The 19837-nt window shown below is 39.3% G+C and carries 20 protein-coding genes; 11 read left to right on the forward strand and 9 right to left on the reverse strand.

The features are described from left to right. The first annotated feature begins 460 nt into the window (after positions 1–460). The 7 genes from FTU70_RS03500 (at position 461) to FTU70_RS03530 (ending at position 5926) form a co-directional block, all read left to right on the forward strand. Positions 461–2053, forward strand: coding sequence for a Na/Pi cotransporter family protein (locus FTU70_RS03500; protein WP_167845994.1), 1593 nt, complete (start codon positions 461–463; stop codon positions 2051–2053). 117 nt (positions 2054–2170) lie between these two features. Next, positions 2171–2638 carry a Cys-tRNA(Pro) deacylase gene (ybaK, locus tag FTU70_RS03505; protein WP_004973860.1) on the forward strand — a complete coding sequence of 156 codons (468 nt, stop codon included), beginning with the start codon at positions 2171–2173 and terminating at the stop codon, positions 2636–2638. A gap of 239 nt (positions 2639–2877) precedes the next feature. Continuing rightward, entirely contained in the window at positions 2878–3051 is a 174-nt protein-coding gene (locus FTU70_RS03510; RefSeq protein ID WP_004973856.1) for a hypothetical protein, read from the forward strand. Between the two features lie 248 nt (positions 3052–3299). Beyond that, the gene (locus FTU70_RS03515; RefSeq protein WP_004973854.1) at positions 3300–3716 is read left to right on the forward strand and encodes a YeeE/YedE family protein; all 417 of its coding nucleotides are present in this window, start codon (positions 3300–3302) and stop codon (positions 3714–3716) included. Beyond that, a complete protein-coding gene (locus tag FTU70_RS03520) occupies positions 3717–4133 on the forward strand; it encodes a DUF6691 family protein (RefSeq protein ID WP_004973852.1) in 417 nt (138 codons plus the stop codon). Between the two features lies 1 nt (position 4134). Beyond that, positions 4135–5001 (forward strand): MBL fold metallo-hydrolase, encoded by an 867-nt coding sequence (locus FTU70_RS03525; protein ID WP_004973849.1) that lies wholly within the window; start codon positions 4135–4137, stop codon positions 4999–5001. Positions 5002–5164: 163 nt separating this feature from the next. After that, positions 5165–5926, forward strand: a complete 762-nt coding sequence (locus tag FTU70_RS03530; protein ID WP_180060040.1) for an alpha/beta fold hydrolase — start codon at positions 5165–5167, stop codon at positions 5924–5926. 206 nt (positions 5927–6132) lie between these two features. Here the strand turns inward: FTU70_RS03530 and accC are convergent, their stop codons facing one another. The 5 genes from accC to FTU70_RS03555 all read right to left on the reverse strand — a co-directional run bounded on the left by accC (position 6133) and on the right by FTU70_RS03555 (position 11450). After that, positions 6133–7500: an acetyl-CoA carboxylase biotin carboxylase subunit gene (accC, locus tag FTU70_RS03535; RefSeq protein ID WP_004973841.1), complete on the reverse strand. Its 1368-nt coding sequence runs from the start codon at positions 7498–7500 to the stop codon at positions 6133–6135. Between the two features lie 17 nt (positions 7501–7517). After that, on the reverse strand, positions 7518–7940 hold the full coding sequence (gene accB / locus FTU70_RS03540; protein ID WP_004973838.1) for an acetyl-CoA carboxylase biotin carboxyl carrier protein: 423 nt from the start codon (positions 7938–7940) through the stop codon (positions 7518–7520). A gap of 16 nt (positions 7941–7956) precedes the next feature. Further along, positions 7957–8412: a type II 3-dehydroquinate dehydratase gene (aroQ, locus tag FTU70_RS03545; protein WP_179994446.1), complete on the reverse strand. Its 456-nt coding sequence runs from the start codon at positions 8410–8412 to the stop codon at positions 7957–7959. Positions 8413–9378: 966 nt separating this feature from the next. Next, entirely contained in the window at positions 9379–10785 is a 1407-nt protein-coding gene (locus tag FTU70_RS03550; RefSeq protein WP_104851943.1) for an ATP-binding protein, read from the reverse strand. Further along, entirely contained in the window at positions 10782–11450 is a 669-nt protein-coding gene (locus FTU70_RS03555) for a response regulator transcription factor (RefSeq protein WP_104851944.1), read from the reverse strand. Before FTU70_RS03555 ends, FTU70_RS03550 begins: the two co-directional genes overlap by 4 nt. A gap of 170 nt (positions 11451–11620) precedes the next feature. Between FTU70_RS03555 and dsbD the strand changes: the two genes are divergently transcribed. Genes dsbD through dsbG form a run of 3 tightly spaced genes read left to right on the forward strand, consistent with a single transcriptional unit; the run spans position 11621 to position 15330 of the window. After that, on the forward strand, positions 11621–13684 hold the full coding sequence (gene dsbD / locus FTU70_RS03560; protein WP_180060042.1) for a protein-disulfide reductase DsbD: 2064 nt from the start codon (positions 11621–11623) through the stop codon (positions 13682–13684). After that, positions 13681–14511, forward strand: coding sequence for a TlpA disulfide reductase family protein (locus tag FTU70_RS03565; RefSeq protein WP_104851946.1), 831 nt, complete (start codon positions 13681–13683; stop codon positions 14509–14511). The genes dsbD and FTU70_RS03565 overlap by 4 nt, the downstream gene beginning before the upstream one ends. Before the next feature lie 60 nt (positions 14512–14571). Continuing rightward, complete coding sequence (gene dsbG / locus FTU70_RS03570; RefSeq protein WP_004973828.1) at positions 14572–15330, forward strand: thiol:disulfide interchange protein DsbG; 759 nt, start codon at positions 14572–14574, stop codon at positions 15328–15330. A gap of 109 nt (positions 15331–15439) precedes the next feature. Here the strand turns inward: dsbG and FTU70_RS03575 are convergent, their stop codons facing one another. Further along, entirely contained in the window at positions 15440–16069 is a 630-nt protein-coding gene (locus tag FTU70_RS03575; protein WP_180060044.1) for a class I SAM-dependent methyltransferase, read from the reverse strand. A gap of 30 nt (positions 16070–16099) precedes the next feature. Beyond that, positions 16100–16447: a carboxymuconolactone decarboxylase family protein gene (locus FTU70_RS03580; protein ID WP_004973824.1), complete on the reverse strand. Its 348-nt coding sequence runs from the start codon at positions 16445–16447 to the stop codon at positions 16100–16102. 294 nt (positions 16448–16741) lie between these two features. Between FTU70_RS03580 and FTU70_RS03585 the strand changes: the two genes are divergently transcribed. Beyond that, positions 16742–18949, forward strand: a complete 2208-nt coding sequence (locus tag FTU70_RS03585) for an OsmC domain/YcaO domain-containing protein (RefSeq protein ID WP_179990440.1) — start codon at positions 16742–16744, stop codon at positions 18947–18949. A gap of 185 nt (positions 18950–19134) precedes the next feature. Here FTU70_RS03585 and FTU70_RS03590 read toward each other — a convergent pair whose 3' ends face one another. Both FTU70_RS03590 and FTU70_RS03595 read right to left on the reverse strand, forming a co-directional pair. After that, entirely contained in the window at positions 19135–19449 is a 315-nt protein-coding gene (locus FTU70_RS03590) for a DNA-binding transcriptional regulator (RefSeq protein WP_004973819.1), read from the reverse strand. Next, positions 19446–19754 carry a transcriptional regulator gene (locus FTU70_RS03595; RefSeq protein WP_096902348.1) on the reverse strand — a complete coding sequence of 103 codons (309 nt, stop codon included), beginning with the start codon at positions 19752–19754 and terminating at the stop codon, positions 19446–19448. Before FTU70_RS03595 ends, FTU70_RS03590 begins: the two co-directional genes overlap by 4 nt. Positions 19755–19837 lie beyond the last annotated feature (83 nt).

A 19837-nucleotide genomic window follows, 5' to 3' on the forward strand; every position in this document is an offset into this window, starting at 1 on the left:
TGTTCAAATGGCGATTCAGCGTTTAATTGGTTTTGGGAAAAAAGAAGAGTTTAAGGAAATTTTGGCAATTTTAAGAAAGCAGAATCCTGATAGGATAAGGGTTCTGTGAAATTTGTCGTGTACAGAGAAAAATCATATTAAAACTATATCTGTCATTTTGGCGTATGTGAGTATATATACTGATTTTGAGGTGAGCGATTGACCTAGTCAAGCCATTCACAGATTTGAATTGTATCGTGTCAGCATAATACAGAGGTTTCGTTTTGTTTTATCGAATGATTGGATAAACCAATGGAGTCCGATCTATCCTTAGGTTTAATAATATGTCAAATTGATGACAAGTTTTTTATTTAATATAAACTATTGGAATAGAACAAATAAACTGCAATTTTAAGATAAAAGTACGTACAATATCGGCTTTTTAGCACTTTGAAAATTGCTTATTGCACAGGGAGTAAGTGTGTTAGAAGTCTTTGTACAATTATGTGGTGGTATTGGTCTATTTTTGATTGGTATGACCATGATGACAGACAGCTTAAAAAATATGGCAGGGGAAACTTTGCGTATTTGGTTGTCTAAATTTACAGGCTCACCCATTAAAGCTGTGCTTTCAGGCATCGGTTTAACCTTAATTGTACAATCTTCTACAGCAACGACTTTAGCCACAATTGGTTTTGTCAGTGCGGGTATTCTTACTTTTGCTCAGGCAATTGGTGTCATTATTGGCGCGAATATTGGCACAACCAGTACGGGTTGGATGGTGGCATTTTTAGGTGTTAAATTTTCCATCACCAGTTTTGCATTACCTTTGCTGGGTTTGGGTGCAATGCTCAAATTATTTAGTCAGGGGCGAGTTGCATTATTTGGAATGACATTGGCAGGTTTTAGTCTGATTTTCCTTGGCATTGATATGTTGCAAGTTGCCATGTCAGGTTTTGCTGAACGTGTCGATTTATCAGTATTTTCAAGTAGATCTTTGATTGCGCAACTCAGTTTGGTTTTGGTCGGTATTATCATGACCATTCTGTTGCAATCTTCAAGTGCTGCAATTACCGCGACCTTAGCAGCATTGGCCAGTGGTGCGATTGATTTGCAACAGGCTTTAGGTTTGGTGATTGGACAGAATATTGGTACGGTGGCGACAGCCATTATTGCTGTAATTGGTTCAACTGCAAATGCCAAACGTACTGCAGCGGTTCATGTGATTTTTAACATCATTTCAGCCATTTTTGCTTTTATTATTTTAAAACCGTTATTTCTTGAGCTAACACAAAATCAACGTCTTATGGCAACATGGGACAATGTGGTGATTGTTGCTGCATTTCATACAGCATTCAGTATTTCTGGTACTTTGATTATTTTGCCTTTTATCCGTCAGTTCGAAAAACTGATTATGAAAATTATCCCAGATCAAACTCAATCGGTTTTATGTTATCTCGATCAAGCGAGTTTATCTGTGCCCGCCTTGGCTATTCATGCTGCATCAAAGGTGATTTACCATAGTTTGTATGACGTTTTGGTGATGCTAAAACTGGCTATCCAAGAGGGAAGATTACCTTCAAAAGTACGTTTATTACAGCTAGATGAAGTACTCATTCAAGTCCAACGCTATTTGGAAGAAATGTCGATTTCAGAAAATGAAGCCGATCAACAGCGTTTAATGGCGATGCTTCGTTTGATGGTGTATTTACGTGTTTTACGAAGTGATTTGGAAAATATTACTTTAGCAAAAGAAATACGCACCCAACCTGCAATTTATCAAGTTGGCTTAGATTTTGTACAAATTCTTGATGAACATCTAAAAGAAATGGATGATTTTGATGTGCATAAACATGTACTAAGTCTAAATACCGAATTATCTAATTTGAAAAAATGGACAGAAGATCAACGTGCCGAAAACCGTGAAAAAGTGCTGCAATATATTGCCGTGAATCAGCTCAATGCTGCGACAGGTTTAGAGTTGTTGGCGGCACAACGTTGGTTGGATCGCGTGATTGCGCATGCACAGCGCTTAGCTAACGTGTTGGTTGAAAATTCACGTAAACCAAGTTAATGATTTTAGGCTATTTTTTCGATAGTTACTTCTATATTTAAAAATGGCCTAAGCGAATTCACTTTTAATCTCAATCAAGCGTATAATTTGAGCATCGTTTTTTACAGTATTTTTTCAATGACTCCAGCAGCTAAACTTTTAAAAGCCAAGAAAATTCAATTTTCTATGCATGAATATGAACATGATCATAATGCTAAAAGTTTTGGTTTAGAAGCTGCGGAGAAGTTAGGCTTAGATGTCACAGAAGTATTTAAAACTTTATTGGTCAGTGATGATAAGCATTATTTTGTGGCGATTTTACCTGTCCATTACCAATTAAATCTTAAAAAAGTTGCGGCTGCTTTTCAGTGTAAAAAAGTACACATGGCTGATCCTAAAGATGCTGAGCGTTTGACAGGTTATTTGGTTGGGGGCATTAGTCCAATTGGGCAGAAGAAACAACTGAAAACAGTGATTGATGCATCCGCTCAACAGCTTGCAACTATGTATGTGAGTGGAGGGAAGCGGGGATTAGATATTGGTTTAACACCAAGCGATTTGGCAAAAGTTTTAAATGCTAATTTTGTAGATATTGTAGATGCATGATATGTTGAACTTTATATTGTTTTGAGTCCAAAGCACACAGATGCTTGTTCTTGTATGAATGTAGCAACTATTCCTATTCGTTTCATCTCAGTGATTCTTGTTCCAAGCGACCATTTAATAACAAAAAAAGTTATCTTTAAGCAATAAATAGGGTAATTAAAAACTCGTATTGATGATTTTTTAACAAACTAAATTTTATGTTATATTAGTGAAAGTTAAGAAATTCTGAGAGGTGCAGTATGGGTAAGCGTCTTAAAGACTACACAATCGAAGATCGAAAAGCTCGTCCAATGTGTCCAGCTAAACCTATTGACTTTGGTGATGATGAGACTACCAATCGCATTATGTTAGATGCTGCTAAACGTGTAATTCGTCGGCATAAAAAAGAACTTATTGCGCTTGCTCACAAATGAGTCTAATGCCCTCAACTTTTGTCGTTGCTGTCTATTTTGATATATCTTTATTACGTTATGAGGCAGTCATTTAGAATGACTAAATTTTCTGCCTTATGACTTAATATCAGCCAAAAACTTGCGAAATCTCTCTCACATCGCAAACATAGACGAATAGTCAGATGAAGTTTACAAAACTTACAAGAGAATAGTTGAATAATAATTACAATAATATATTATAAAAACATATATTGTTTTGGGTGTTCAAAATGCATGATTATCTGCTGGCATTAATCGGTGGTGGATTGCTTGGTCTTGCAGTCGTGGGCTATTTATATGTTCATGGTCGTATTGCAGGCATTAGTGGTTTACTGGCTCAAGTATTAAATCCGCAAACGCTGTTCAAAACGCCTGCATTGTGGTTTGTGTTAGGTATTTTCATTGTGCCTTTTTTCTATGGCATCGTGGCTCAACCTAAAGTTGAATTGAATGCAAGCCCATTGATGATGATTGTGGCGGGATTGTTGGTTGGTTTCGGTACTCGTTTGGGTTCGGGTTGTACCAGTGGACATGGTATTTGTGGCATGAGTCGTTTATCTAAGCGCTCCATTGCAGCAACAGCTACCTTTATGTTAGCTGGCTTTATTACCGTTTATGTTATCCGCCATATCACAGGAGCATTCTAAATGAAAAATTTCTTAGCCTTTGTTTTCGGTGGTATTTTTTCAGCTGGATTGATTCTTTCTGGTATGTCGAATCCTGAAAAAGTTTTAAACTTCCTCGATCTTTTCGGTACATGGGATGCAAGTCTGGCATTTGTTATGATGGGTGCAATTGCGGTTGCCTTTATTCCATTCCAAAGAATTATGCGCCAAGCTGAACCAAAAACCATTTTAAATGAACCAATTGATTTGCCTAAACAAACTCAAATTGACTCTAAACTGATCACAGGTAGTTTTATTTTTGGTATCGGTTGGGGCGTTGCAGGAATTTGTCCAGCGCCAAGTCTAACCTTGATTGGTTTAGGTTATTATCAAGCAATCTATTTCATTGTTGCAATGTTGGTGGGGATTCTCATTCATCGTAAGGTTGCAGGAGCATAAGATGCACGCAGATATTCAGCATTTTTTTGATGAAAATACTAATACATTCAGTTATGTGGTAAGTGATCCTGTAACGCGTCAATGTGCCATTATTGACAGCGTGTTGGATTATGACCCTGCATCTGCGACTACTTCAACAATTCATGCCGATGAAATCATTGCTTACATCCAAAAAAATGAATTAACGGTTGAATGGATTTTAGAAACGCATGTGCATGCCGATCACCTGACAGCTTCTCAATATTTAAAAGAGCAGTTGGGTGGTAAAATTGCCATGAGCCATAAAATTTCGATTGTGCAAGAAACATTTAGTGCTATCTATAACTTGGATATCAAGTATTTCAATTCACATCAATCATTTGATTATCTGTTTGACGATCATGAAACTTTTACGATTGGTGAATTACAAGCCTATAACATCCCTACACCGGGGCATACGCCTGCTTGTTTAAGCTATGTGATCGGTGATGCTGTATTTGTAGGTGATACTTTGTTTATGCCTGATTATGGTACGGCACGTTGTGATTTCCCGAAAGGCAGTGCAGGGCAGTTGTACGATTCTGTGCAAACGCTATACGCATTGCCTGAAGAAACACGAGTGTTCTTATGCCATGATTATCTACCAGAATCACGTGAACAATATGAACATGAAACACTGCTCAAAACTCAAAAAGAGCAGAATATTCATATTCATACAGGGGTAAGCAAAGCTGAATTTATTGAGATGAGAACTCAGCGTGATGCTACTTTAACGATGCCTAAATTGATTCTGCCATCAATTCAAATCAATATGGACGCAGGTAAGTTCCCACAACCTGAGGCCAACGGCATTCGTTATTTGAAGTTGCCTTTGAATTATTTTAAATAAAATTTTAAGAAAAGTTCATCTTGTATGTTATTGCTTAGGCTCACACAAATAGCCTAAGCAATATTATAAGTTTCACCGTAAAAAGCACATATAAAATTTGATTTATAAACTCAAAACTCATTAAATAGATCAATCATTTGAATTCAAGTTTAGAGTCTATTTTATGTTGTTAAATTATCAAATCACGCAAAATCAGCCTGAATCTACATTGCCACCTTTGGTTTTTATTCATGGTTTATTTGGTAGTTTGAGTAATTTAGGCATGCTCGCACGTGCATTTCAAGAACAGCGCACCGTAATTCAATTAGATGTGCGCAATCATGGTAAGTCTGCGCATTGTGATGACATGAATTATGCAGCAATGGCACAAGATGTTTTAGAAACGTTGAACAGCTTGAATATCGAACAGCTTTCTGTGGTTGGGCATTCAATGGGCGGTAAAGTTGCAATGACTTTAGCTCCTCTGGCTGCTGGGCGTTTACAGCAATTGGTTTTATTGGATATTTGTCCTTTTGCTTATCCTGAAAATCGTCACGATCAAATTTTTACAGCCTTGTTTGCTGTGCAAGATGCACAAGTTGAAAGTCGCCAAGCGGCAATGGAAATTATGCGTGAGCATCTTCAAGAAGAAATGGTTGTGCAATTTTTGATGAAGTCATTTAGCAAAGGGCAATGGTTATTTAACTTAAATGCGCTACATGAACATTATGCCGAAATTTTGTCATGGCAGACGGTGCATAGTGATGTCAATACTTTGTTTATTCGTGGCGGTAATTCACCTTATATTGAGTTACCTGAGCATTATGCCGCTATTCAAGCACAGTTTCCTCACGCAAAAGTTGAAACAGTTGCTCATGCAGGGCATTGGTTGCATGCTGAAAAAACCGCAGAAGTATTGGCATTAATGACTGAGTTTTTAGATTAATCTTGTCTAGTATTTTGCATCATTCGATGATCTAAAATGATCTCAGTTTTTAAATCAATTTTTAAACCAATACTCCATTTGGAGTATTGGTTTTTTATTCATACTGATCTGCATAGATTAACGGTTTAGCTTTTATTCTCAACAATAAAAAAGAGCTGACGTTGAATCATCAGCTCTTTATTTTAAACTTAAGCAACCTTAATTACTTATGCTTTTTCTTCTTCATTGCCAGCAAGTTGCTTTAGCAAATGCTTTTCAAGATAGTGAATATCCATTGCTTGTTTGCAGAAGTTTTTATCTTGCAGAATCAAGTCTTTGTGCAAAGGAATGTTGGTTTTAATTCCTGTTAAGATAGTTTCATCCAAGGCTTGACGCATACGCGCAATACTGGTTTCACGATCTTTACCATGCACAATCAGTTTAGCAATCATTGAGTCGTAATACGGCGGAATGCTATAACCTTCGTAGATGTGTGAATCTACACGAACACCTGCACCACCTGGGGCATAGAAGTGTTCAATTTTACCCGGTGAAGGTACGAAGGTGGTTGGGTCTTCTGCGTTAATACGACATTCGATTGCGTGACCACGAATTTCAACCTGATCTTGCTCAATGTCTAAACCTAGACCTGCAGCAATACGCAATTGTTGTTCAATGATGTCAATGCCTGTCACCATTTCAGTTACAGGATGCTCAACCTGAACACGTGTATTCATTTCAATGAAGAAGTATTCATCATCTTCAAATAAGAATTCGAAAGTACCTGCACCACGGTATTGCATTAATTTACATGCATTAACACACGCTTCTAAAATATCGGCACGTGCTTGTTCTGGTAAGTTAGGTGCAGGCGCTTCTTCAAGAACTTTTTGGTGACGACGTTGTAAAGAACAGTCGCGGTCATAAAGGTGAATCGCGTGACCATTACCATCAGCCAATACTTGTACTTCTACGTGACGTGGCTTTTGTAAGAAACGTTCCATATAGACCGTGTCATCACCAAACCACATTTCTGCATCACGTTGAGCCGCTTGAACTGATTCAAGCAGGGTGTCTACGCGCTCTACAATACGCATACCACGACCACCACCACCAGCAGCCGCTTTTACAATGAGCGGGAAACCAATTTCTTTGGCTTCAGCTAAAGCATTGTGTGGTGTAACGGCGTGTGCTGAACCCGGTACAGTTGGTACGCCAGCTTTACGCATTGCAGTAATTGCAGAAACTTTGTTACCCATTAAGCGAATATGCTCAGGGCGTGGACCAATGAAAATGAAACCTGAACTTTCTACAATTTCAGCAAATTCGGCATTTTCGGCAAGGAAACCATAACCAGGGTGAATGGCATCTGCACCTGTAATTTCTGCTGCAGTAATAATTGCAGGAATATTCAGGTAACTTTCACTGCTCGCACCCGGACCAATACACACGGCTTCATCACAAAAGCGTAAGTGCATCAGGTCTTTATCGGCATCTGAATAGATACCCACGGTTTTGATCCCTAAAGTTTTGCAAGCTCGGGTGATGCGCAGGGCAATCTCACCACGGTTTGCAATTAAAACTTTTTGCAACATTGTGAATCCCCGAGGTCTTAAGCGCGGTAGCGGAAGAGTGGTTGACCAAATTGAATCACTTCGCCATTTTTAACTAGAATTTCTTCAATCACGCCACTTTGAGTTGCTTCAATTGGGTTCATGATTTTCATTGCTTCGATAATGCCAAGCGTTTCACCAGCAGAAACAGTTTGACCCACTTTAATAAATGGTGCTTCACCTGGGCTTGGTGCTGCATAGAACACGCCAACCATTGGAGAAGTTTCAACAGCACCACGTGGTGAAGATTTAGGTGCAGATGGTACTTCTGCAGAAGGTGCAGGCATTGCAGGAACTGCTGCCGCTACTACTGGACTGCGACGAGTTAATGCAATCGACTGATCGCCTTCTTTAACTTCAATCGCTTGTAAGTCAGATTCAATCATCAAGTCGATGAGTTTCTTGATTTTACGAATATCCATGGACAGTATTCCTAGTTTAAGATTGTGTAGTAGGTTGAATTTTTTCAAGAACAAAGTCGAGTGCTGCGGCATAGCCTTTTGCGCCTAAACCGCAAATCACACCAATGGCTTTGTCTGATAAATATGAATGATGTCTAAACGCCTCACGTGCATGCACATTCGACAAATGGACTTCAAGAAATGGAATAGCGACCCCTAACAAGGCATCACGTACCGCAACAGAGGTATGCGTTAATGCAGCAGGGTTAATAATGATATATTGTGTGCCATCTAACGCGGCTTGATGAATTCGGTCTACAATTGCGCCTTCCCAATTACTTTGGAAAGTATCTATAGAAATTGATGCTTTTTGCGCTTGTGAAATGAGCTGTTGATTTATATCCTCAAGAGTGAGGTAACCATAAACTTCGGGTTCACGCTTTCCTAGCAAATTTAGATTCGGTCCATGAATAACCAAAATGGTCGAAATCATTCCGCTTGCTCCAATAAATAATTGCAATAATACTTTGCAAGATGTCTGCAAAGTTTGCTAATTATGGCATAAAATTCCACATTTTTTTTGTAATTTGTTTAATTTGACGTAGAAAGCGTGTGCCAAAATGAGGCTCTATAATGAAAACTTTGCAGGGAATTCGCAATGTTAAAAAATTACATTTTTAGTTTTTTTTGCTGATTTTTATATTCTAAAACAACTGACCAAATCTATTCATTTGTTTTCTGTAACGACTGATCAAGCGAGTGACTTGAACTGGTTTGATTCGGAATGTCAAAGCCAGAAAACAACCAACATCAATATCGCATTTCTTTATAGTATGTAATTCCTTGCTGTTTATAAAAAATGGCGATTCCATTTTTTCAGTTCATTCAAAGTAGATGACCACACAAACTGCAGTGGATCATCTAATACGTTTTGTGATCATCGTTCAAGTGGTTATGGATTCGATAGAAAGATCATTTCGATAATAAGATATTTTAAAAATTCAACTTTATTTAAATAAAACATGAGCTTAAATGGAATGCTTTGATTGATATATTTATCTATATTTTAGTCTGGAATAGATGCTCCTACGCTGCGTATTATATTTTGAGTGGGGTGCTGTTGGTTTTATGTACACTTTAATTAAGTTGTAGATTGATCACAAGACCAAGCACATGCACGATCTGCACGGATATCTACCTCATTTAAAAATATGACGTGGTATCGAACAAAAAAACGGTGATGAAAGTTTCAGCAATTTTTTTCTAGCCAATGTTCTTCTACTCAATAGCCCGCAGCATCTACATCATAGATAAAATTTTAGAACGCATTGACCTTTTATTTCAAAAATCACCTTAAAAATGGCGTTATCGTAAAGTAGAGCAATATGTTCGGTATTGGCAAAAGTTAAGTGATCTTGTTCTGAATCTTGCTTTATTTGCTGTTAAAGCTCAGAAAAGCTTAATCCGTCTGTTGTTTCTCTGTTGCAGAAGGTGCTGCATCAAAACTGACAATCACTTTTAAACCTTGCGGTTGGTTAGCCTGAAATTGAAGTAGGTAGCCATATTGCTCTAATAATACTTTGACTAGAGTTAGACCTAAGCCATAGCCTTGTTTATGCGCAGATTTACGCCAAAAACGCTGAGTCAGAATGGTAAAATCATCTTCATTCAGGCTTTTGCCTTGGTCTGCAATGATCAATTGCAGGTCTTGCATATAAATTTGAATGTTTGGCGCATCCTCTGCATGCAAATAAGCATTTTGAATCAAGTTTTTCAGTACCATGTGCAACGCAGGCGCTGGAATATTAATGTGTTGTGCTACCAAACTCGCCCAATCAATCTGTAATTTCGCTGATAAATTGGGATATTCCACAGTCAGTTCCGACAAGACTGTTTCTAATACGCTACGCATATCTGCATGGCTATGTGCCGCTTGAATACCTGCTTCAGTTTGACTGAGCAATAACAGTTGTTCCAAAAGTTGTTGATAACGTTGGATGCTGCGTTCTGCGTGTTTTAAATTGTCGATGACTTTGGCTGTATCTTGGGCAGATGCGGTTTGATTCAACATCAATTGGCTCAGTTGCACATGCGTTTTAATAGCCGTTAACGGCGTGCGCAGTTCATGCGCAGCAAATGCACTAAAGTTTTTTTCGTGTTCCAGACTTTTATGTAGGCGTTCAATCAGCATCAATAAGTTATCGACAAAAGGCTGAATTTCTTTAGGAATTTTTTGTGATCTCAGTTCAATTAAATAACGAGAAGCTTCATCTAAAGATTGTTTTTTCTGAATTAAGTGGCGGGTGATGTGATCGAGCGGTAAAAACTCCAGACGGATAATCCACAAAATTAGCAAAATACAAATAATCAAAGTAAGCAGTAAAGGAATCAGTACCGACTGTAAAATTTGTTTAAGTAGGTTTTGCCGTAACTGAATTTTTTCAGCCACCACCACCTGAACTTCACCTTCACGCAGTACATAACTACGCCATTGCAGTCCATTTTCTGTCCATGTGCTGAAACCGACTTGTTGGTTTTTTAAATTTTTCGGTGCGCCTTGAGTGCGTGCAATCACATGCTGTGGTAATGAAACATCGGCACGGAAAATAGAGACTTCACAAGCAATTAAACTATGTAGCAAGGCATTTTCTGATTCGGCATGCAAACTTTCTGTGAGTTGTTCTAGGGGCAGTTGCTGAATCAGGCGGGCGACCATACGGGCTGAGGTAGAAAGTCGTTCATCCAGCGTATTTTGTAAGCGTTGTTCCAAGTCATGGTAGAGCCATGCAAAGACAATCACCCACAGCAAAATAAATGCACAGCTGATGGTCGATACCAAACGCCATTTCAGACTGTAGTTTTTCATGTCAGCAGCTCAGGTTTAAAGATGTAGCCGACACCACGCACCGTTTGAATAAAATCGGGGTGGATTTTATGCCGTAAATGGTAGATATGCACATTTAAGGCATTGCTTTCGATACTGTCTTGAAAGCCATACACTTTATCTATCAGTTCTTCATTTTTTAAGATTTGGTTCGGATGCCGTAAAAAGGTTTCCAATAGGCTATATTCACGGCGTGAAAGCTGAATGTTTTGTGAATGCCAACTGACTTCTTGTGTATCGAGGTTCATGTGTAACTGACCACTTTGCAGTTGGTTCGATGAATAACCACGATGACGGCGGCTTAATGCATATACACGGGCAATCAGTTCATTTAATTCAAAAGGTTTAGTTAGGTAGTCATCTGCTCCTAAGTTGAGCGCCTGTACGCAGTCTTGAGTATGATTCCGCGCGGTTAATACCAATACTGGAATATGAATGGCATCTTTACGCCAGTTTTCGAGTAACTGTAAACCATCTTGGTCAGGCAGACCTAAATCGAGCAGGCACAGATCTACCGCACTATGACGTATGAAGTAATCGGCATCGCGCGCGTTATTCACGTGTTCGACTGAAATACTTAAAAATTCGAGTGCTGCCACAATACTTTGGGCAATATAAGGATCATCTTCCACCAAAACGACGAACATATTTGCTCCTATACCACAGTCAGCCCAATATATGACACATCTCGATCACGCCACAAATTTAGATTAGGCACCTACAATGCTCAAGTTTACAAAGAAAAATCTTTATTAATGTTCTCTTAATCTACACTTACCGATAATACAGTCAGTTTTTTAATTTTTAGTATAAATACATGATTTTTATTCGCGTCATTGCTTATTTTGTGTTGAGTCTGTGTGCGGTGTGGGTCAATGCTGCCAATGAATTTTTAGCGTCCGATCAAGCTTTTAAGTTTCAGGCGACGTCATTGTCTGAACAAACGGTTGAACTGAAATGGGATGTCGCACCGCATTACTATTTATATCACGATCAATTCAAAGTCAGTCAGGCTCAAAAGCCGCTTGCTTTTAAATTGCCTGCAGGGCAGGAAAAAGATGATCCGACTTTCGGGCTGACACGTGTGCATTATGGGCAAGTGACAACACAGATTCAGGTGAAGCCTAATCAGCAATATCAAATTACTTGGCAAGGCTGCGCTGAAGATGGTTTGTGTTATCCCGTACAGCGTAAAACGATTCAAACCGATGCCGATGGTTTATTGCCACAGCATAATTTAAGTGCGGGCAAAGGTAATTTACTTCAGCAACTCAATCAGAATAATCAGGCTGCTTTAAACACTAACTTAAATGATGCAGATAAGCATCAAGCCAATGGTTCTAGTACACAAAAACAAGTTACGACAACTGCAAATACTGTAACGACAAAAGAACTCAAACTTGAACAGCAAACGCTAGAAAACAAAGCACAGCTTGCTGAAAATGCGGTTGCTGTAACACAAGCTGATCCTAAACTTACCCCTGAATCAGTAGAAAACGTTGATTTAGCAAATTCCTTAGAGATTGAAAATACAGATACGGCATTGACAGACAATACATTCGCTGCATCAGCCAATTCAAGCAATACGGAAACAGCCAGTAGTACGAGTCTGAATCAGCAATGGAACAATGATCAATTTTTCCTGAATTTATTGTCTGGGCAAGGGTTGTTACTGAATGCGTTTATCTTTTTAGGTTTTGGGGTATTACTGGCTTTTTTACCGTGTTCATTGCCGCTGATTCCAATTCTTTCTGGCATTTTGGTGCAGCTCAATACAGGCTATAAAGCGGCAGCAATTGCGATCACCTTTATCGTCAGTATGGCGCTAGTCTATGGCTTGATGGGCGTTGTTGCGTCACACATTGGTTATAGCGTACAGCGTTGGTTCCAAAATCCCGTAGTGATTGCAGTTTTTGCTATGTTGTTTGTGCTCTTTGCTTTAAACCTGTTTGGACTGTATCAGTTGTCATTACCACAAGCAGTGTTACAGCGTTTAGATCGTATTCAGCAATATCAAAAAGGCGGTACTTTATTGGGTGCGGGCGTTATGGGGGTGATTTCTGCACTGATTGTCGGGCCATGTATGAGTGCGCCTTTAGCGGGAGCATTGCTGTACGTCTCACATTTGGATCAAGCAGCATTGGGTGGTTTATATTTATTCCTGCTCGGTTTAGGTATGGGAATTCCTTTACTTATTGCCAGCGTGTTTGGCGCGAAATATTTGCCAAAGCCAGGTTTGTGGATGGAACGGCTAAAATTTAGCTTTGGTTTTATCATGTTGGCAATGGCTTTGTATTTTGCTCGTCCGCTATTTTCTGTGACTTGGTACTATGTTGCTTTTGCTGTGGTGTTATTTGCCTTCGCTGCATATTTAATTGCAATTTTGCGCCACGTGTTACATCGTCCACAGCGTTTTTCGTTATTGGCTTTGGTGGCAGTAATCGCCAGTAGTGGAATTTGGCATGTCAATCAGAGTATTGCCAGTGTCAATGCGCAGGTACAAGCAGACCAATTACAGCCATGGATCAAAGTACGCACAGAACAAGAGTTGAATGCAGCTTTGGCCGCACATGCTCATCAAAAGATTGTGATTGATGTCTATGCCGATTGGTGTGTGGCGTGTCAGCCGATTGAGCGTGATGTGATTCCTCGTACCGATGTGCAAGATGCTTTAAAGCATGTGGTGCGGATTAAACTCGACTTAACCGAACAGCATCCTTCACAAGATGCCTTATTGAAAAAATGGCAGATTTTAGGGCCGCCAACGTTGTTATTTTTGGCAGATCCACAACGGGAACAACGTGAATTGCGTCTAACAGGTGCTTATAACGCAGCGCAATTGATTCAAAATATTCATCAACTGCAAGAGGCTGCGCCATGATTCAATCCGCAGTCTTGCAGTTAGGCATGTTGATGATTCCATGGCCATTGGTGTTTTTATTGCTAGGACTGATTGTCGTCTTTGCAATGGGTAAATTTTTTCAGCGTCGTTATACATGGAATGCACAGACTTGGACAGGTTATCAGGATGCATTATGGAATGCGCTGTGGATTGGTGCTTTAGTTGGGCGGGCAGTTTTTGTGTTGCAGCATTATGAGCTGTACTTTGCCAACCCGATTGATATTTTAAAAATTCAGGACAAAGGCTTTCATCTGATTGCCGCAGTTATGGCAGGTGTGGCGTGGTTTGTCTGGAAAAATCGCGCTATTCAACGTGTTGTTCTGGCATGGGCAGTTGCGCTCTTTATTACAGTACAAGTTGTAGGTTGGAGTCTTATCCAACCTTTGCAGACGCAGCATGCCTATCCCAATCTAGTATTGCACAACCTAGCGCAACAACCTCAAGATTTAGCTCAATTTTCAGGGCAGCCCACGGTGATTAATCTCTGGGCGACTTGGTGTCCAGTTTGTCATCGTGAAATGCCTGTTATGCAACAAGCACAGCAAGATTTCCCTGAGGTCAATTTTGTATTTGCCAATCAAGGCGAATTTGCAGCAGAGATTCAAGCCTATTTACAGAAACATCGATTTCAGTTTGAACACGTGTTATTAGACCCTGCAGCTCGTTTAGGACAACACTTCAATATGTTCGGTTTGCCAAGTACTTTGTTTTTTAATGCACAAGGAGAATTGGTCGATCATCACATGGGTGAATTGACCAAGCCGATGCTGCAGCATTATCTGAAAAAAATACAAGCGAATCCATAAACGCGCTCTTAACGATTTGAAAGAAAACCCGCCGTGAAGCCAAAATTAAGGACAATCAATATGACATCAAACATCAAAAATAACATGCTGAAACTGGCGATAGGTATGAGTCTTGCCAGTAGTGTGAGTATGCTGCAAGCACAGGACAACCTCAAACAGCACATTGAAAAAGAAGGTTTTAAGTTTGTGCAACAAATTCAAGCACCTGCACAAATGACAGGTTGGGCAGGGCATATTGAACAAAGTCCTGCGACAGTGTTTATTTCCAATGATCAGAAATACTATATTGTAGGCACTTTGTTTGATGCACAAGGCAATAATTTAACCGTCGATGCTTTAGACCGTTATGTGAAAAAGTCGGTACTTGAAGATGTGTGGCAAAGTCTGGAACACGCTACTTGGATTCAGGATGGGCAAACCAGTGCTGAAAAAATTGTCTACGTGTTTTCAGACCCGAATTGTCCGTATTGCCATACCTTTTGGAAGCAGGCACGTCCGTGGGTAGAATCTGGCAAAGTTCAGTTAAGACATATTATTGTGGCGGTGATCCGACCTGAAAGCAAAGGGCAGGCCGCGACTTTATTAATGGCGAAAAACCCACAGCAGACCTTTAATGCGTTCCATCGTCAATACGGACAAAAAAAGCTGATCGAGCAAAAAACTGTGCCTGTACATGTAGAAAAAACCTTAGAACAGAATCAGGCACTGATGGATAAATACGAGTTCTTTGCCACACCTGTTGTGCTTTGGAAAAATAAACAGGGCGAATTACAGTCGGTACAAGGAATGCCAAAATCTATGAAAGATGTGTTTGAGTGATTTTAAAAATTTCCGAGCAAATATCTAACTGAATATTCAAATCTAAAGCGCAAAAAAGCTTGCTCTAATTGCATTGGAGCAAGCTTTTTGATGTAAAAGATTCAGTCTTTTATTTCTGAATACGAATCGCAAATTGAATGACGTGGGATTTGCCCTGATGCAGTTTGCCTTCTGAGCGTTCTACATCGCCCACAAAGAAATGAATCAGATGATCGTGTTTAAAATGGCTTAAAAACTCGATAGGATCGTACAGCATTTCTACTGCACGTGGGCCGCCCGTTTTATATTCTAGCTGACGAGTAGAATACAGCTCACCAACAAATAAACCGCCGTTGACCAAAGTTTCGCGCACGCCATTTAACACTTTTTGCTGTGTTTCAGGGTTAAAGTGACCAAATACGCAAATCACGTTGTCATATTGATTCGCTGGCCAATTCACCTGACTTAAATCTTGCTTTCGTGTATTTAGACTTAAACCACGTTGCTGTGCATAGCCTTGGGCCTTATCTAAAGCAACTTGCGAGTAGTCCCATAAATCTGCTTCAAATGCTTGCTCATTGGCTTGTGCCACAGCTGCCAAATATAACAAGTTACGACCTTCACCTTCGGCCAAGCCCAAAGTTTTGCCGTGAATAGACAGTTTTTGCGTAATGTCCTGAATGAACGCATTGGCTTGTTCACCATAAATATGGTCATGTTGGCTGTAGCGTTCATCCCATTCATTATGGATATTTAACATAGTTTCGACTCGGTAAATAATTTGATGCTGTTATTCGGCTGTAGATGGAGAAAACTCTTTAAATGCTGCCACGGCGTTTGCGGCATACATGAGTGATGGGCCACCGCCCATATAAACAGCAATACCTAAAATTTCATTCAATTCTTCAAAAGTCATGCCCATTTTGACCAAAGTTCTGACGTGAAAACCGATACAACCATCACAGCGTTGTGCCACACCAATTGCAAGCGCAATAAACTCTTTGGTTTTGGCATCAATTACGCCGTCTTTCATCGCAACTTGTGATAGGGCATTAAAGCTTTTAAGTAAATCGGGAGATTGTTCTTTAATGGATTTGATATTAGACGAAATTTCAGCAGTGAGTTCGGTATATTTCATGTTGTTTCACCATCAAGCAGATTAGAACCTAAAGACAATATACCATACATTTAAATATATTATGTTTGTATATATTAATTAGCAACTTTGCTTAAATTCAGTAAATCTGTATTTATAGCATTATCAATTCACCCAAATCACTTTATAATGTTGCCGCATATTCTGGAGTCGCTGTTAAATAGTTGCGATGACTTCAAACCTCATTTTTTAAGTCTTATTCTCCCTCTTGATTCGGCTTATAAATCAATATTTTATAATTTTGTGTCTGAGTAGGCACATACAATAGGTGCCTGCATGGAAATTAAAGTCAATTATTTAGACAACTTGCGTCTTGAAGCTAAATTTGACGATTTTACCGTCATTGCCGATCAGCCCATCCGTTATAAAGGCGATGGTTCTGCGCCAGGCCCATTTGATTATTTCCTTGCGTCATCTGCATTGTGTGCTGCGTATTTCGTGAAGGTTTATTGCCAATCACGTGATATTCCAACCGATAATATCCGCTTATCTCAAAACAATATTGTCGATCCTGAAAACCGTTATAAACAGATTTTTAAAATTCAGGTGGAATTGCCTGCAGATATTTCTGAAAAAGACCGTCAGGGGATTTTACGTTCTATTGACCGTTGTACCGTAAAGAAAGTCGTGCAAACAGGCCCTGAGTTTGTGATTGAGCAAGTCGAAAGCATTGATGCCGATGCACAAGCTTTGCTGATGCCGAACTTGACTTCATCTCAAGCGACTTTTATTGCTGGTAAAGATTTACCGCTTGAAGAAACTATTGCCAATATGTCGGGTATTTTGGCAGGTTTGGGCATGAAAATTGAGATTGCCTCATGGCGTAATATCGTGCCAAATGTCTGGTCATTACATATTCGTGATGCGCAATCGCCAATGTGTTTTACCAATGGTAAAGGCGCAACCAAAGAAAGTGCATTAGCATCTGCTTTGGGTGAATTCATTGAACGTTTGAACTGTAACTTCTTCTATAACGATCAGTTTTGGGGTGAAGAGATTGCCAATGCCGAATTTGTGCATTATCCAAATGAAAAATGGTTTAAGCCTGGCCCAAATGGTGAATTGCCTAAAGAAATTTTAGATGAATATTGCTTAGAAATTTATGATCCTGAAGATGAGTTGCTGGGCACACATTTATATGACACCAACTCAGGCAATACTGAACGTGGTATTTGTTCATTGCCATTTGTGCGTCAATCCGATGGTGAAACGGTATATTTCCCATCAAATTTAATTGAAAACTTATATTTAAGTAACGGGATGAGTGCAGGTAACACGCTTGCAGAAGCTCAAGTGCAGTGTTTATCTGAAATTTTTGAACGTGCAGTGAAGCGTGAAATTATTCAGGAAGAAATGAGCCTGCCTGATGTACCGCAAGAAGTTTTGGCAAAATATCCAAGTATTGTGGCAGGTATTCAGGCTTTAGAAGAACAAGGTTTCCCAGTATTGGTGAAAGATGCGTCTTTAGGCGGTCAATTCCCTGTCATGTGTGTGACCTTAATGAACCCGCGTACAGGCGGTGTTTTTGCTTCGTTTGGTGCACATCCAAACTTTAAAGTCGCTTTAGAGCGCAGCTTAACTGAACTATTGCAAGGGCGTAGTTTTGAAGGTTTAAATGATTTACCACAGCCGACCTTTAGCACGAATGCGGTAACTGAGCCGAATAACTATGTTGAACACTTTATTGATTCTAGTGGTGTAGTGTCTTGGCGTTTCTTTAGCGCGCAGGCAGACCATGAATTTGTAGAGTGGGATTTCACCAACAATGGTCAATATAGCAATGTCGAAGAAGCTGAGGCTTTATTTGCGATTTTAGAAGAAATGGGCAAAGAATCTTATATGGCGATTTATGAACATTTAGGTGCGATTGCTTGCCGAATTTTAGTCCCTGATTATTCAGAAGTGTATTTGGTAGAAGACCTGATTTGGGATAATACCAATAAAGCTTTGCTGTACCGTGAAGACATTTTAAATCTGCACCGTTTGGATGATGAGCAACTTGAAGCTTTAGTTGAGCGTTTGGAAGAATGTGAGCTAGATGACTATACCGAAATCAAAACCTTAATTGGCATTGAATTTGATGACAATACCGTTTGGGGGCAGCTCACCATCCTCGAATTAAAATTGTTGATTTATTTGGCATTAGAACAGTTTGAAGAAGCTAAAGATTTAGTCGAAGCATTCTTACAATACAACACCAATACCGTAGAACGTGGCTTGTTCTATCAATGTATGAATGTCGTGCTTGAAGTTATTTTAGATGATGAAATGGATATTGCCGATTATGCTGTCAATTTCCGCCGTATGTTTGGCAATGAACGTATGGATGCAGTCATGGGTTCTGTTGAAGGCACAGTACGTTTCTATGGTCTAGCCGAAACCAATATGCAGCTTGAAGGTTTAGATCGTCATTTACGTTTAATCGACAGCTACAAAAAACTGCATAAAGCACGTGCCAAGTTTGTTGGGCTGAATAAAGACTAATCTTGCAGAAGTAGAACGCTGTTCTGATTTGAATCACCGTCCAAGAAAAAGACTCGGCTTTAAAAGTCCGAGTCAGGTATTATGGCAACAACATGGTGTTGCATTTCAAATGCTAATCTAAGATTTGCTGTTATTATTGAAAAGGCAAAATAATAAATAGCCCTTGTTGTTGAGGGCTATTTTATTTAAGCGAGATGGTCACGAACAAATTGAGGATCTAAAATAAACAATTTAATCAGTGATTGAGCTGCTCCTGAAGGTCTTCTAACACCTTGCTCCCAAGATTCTAATGTACGTTTAGAGATACCTAAAATTTTAGCAAATTGATCTTGAGTGAGTTCAGACTTTCTTCGTGCTAGAGCAACATCTGTTTCATTGATCACAGTTTTTCTTGCTGCGTTATTAGCAAGCATTTGTTTAACGCCTTCTAATAATTCAACATTTAAGTCTCGTTTTGCTTCTCGAGCTTCCAATTCTTTGTCACTTAATAAACGACTCATTTCAGTAACTCCGCTAATTGTCTAAGTGTCTTTTTCTCAAGTTGGGTAATTGTGTCTTTACTATATAAGGTCAATAACCAAATTTCGCCATTTGCTAAACGGTTATAGTAAATTACACGAACACCACCTTGTTTACCTTTACTCTTTCCACCCCATCGAATTTTACGAACGCCGCCAGTACCAGGTTCTACATCTCCTGCTGTAGGGTTCTCAGCAATGAAAATTTTAAAGTCATTGTATTGTTCTTCAGTCCAATAGTAGGGATATTCATTGGTAAAAAAAGTAGTCTCACAGATGGTATACATCGAACACCTTTATACTACTTTGTAGTGTTTAATTGTATACTACTTTGTAGTACTTTCAAGCATTAAATTAGGTCTCATATTGT

The sequence above is a fragment of the Acinetobacter sp. YH12135 genome (assembly GCF_013418565.1).
In the GTDB taxonomy this organism is placed as follows: Bacteria; Pseudomonadota; Gammaproteobacteria; order Pseudomonadales; family Moraxellaceae; genus Acinetobacter; species Acinetobacter towneri.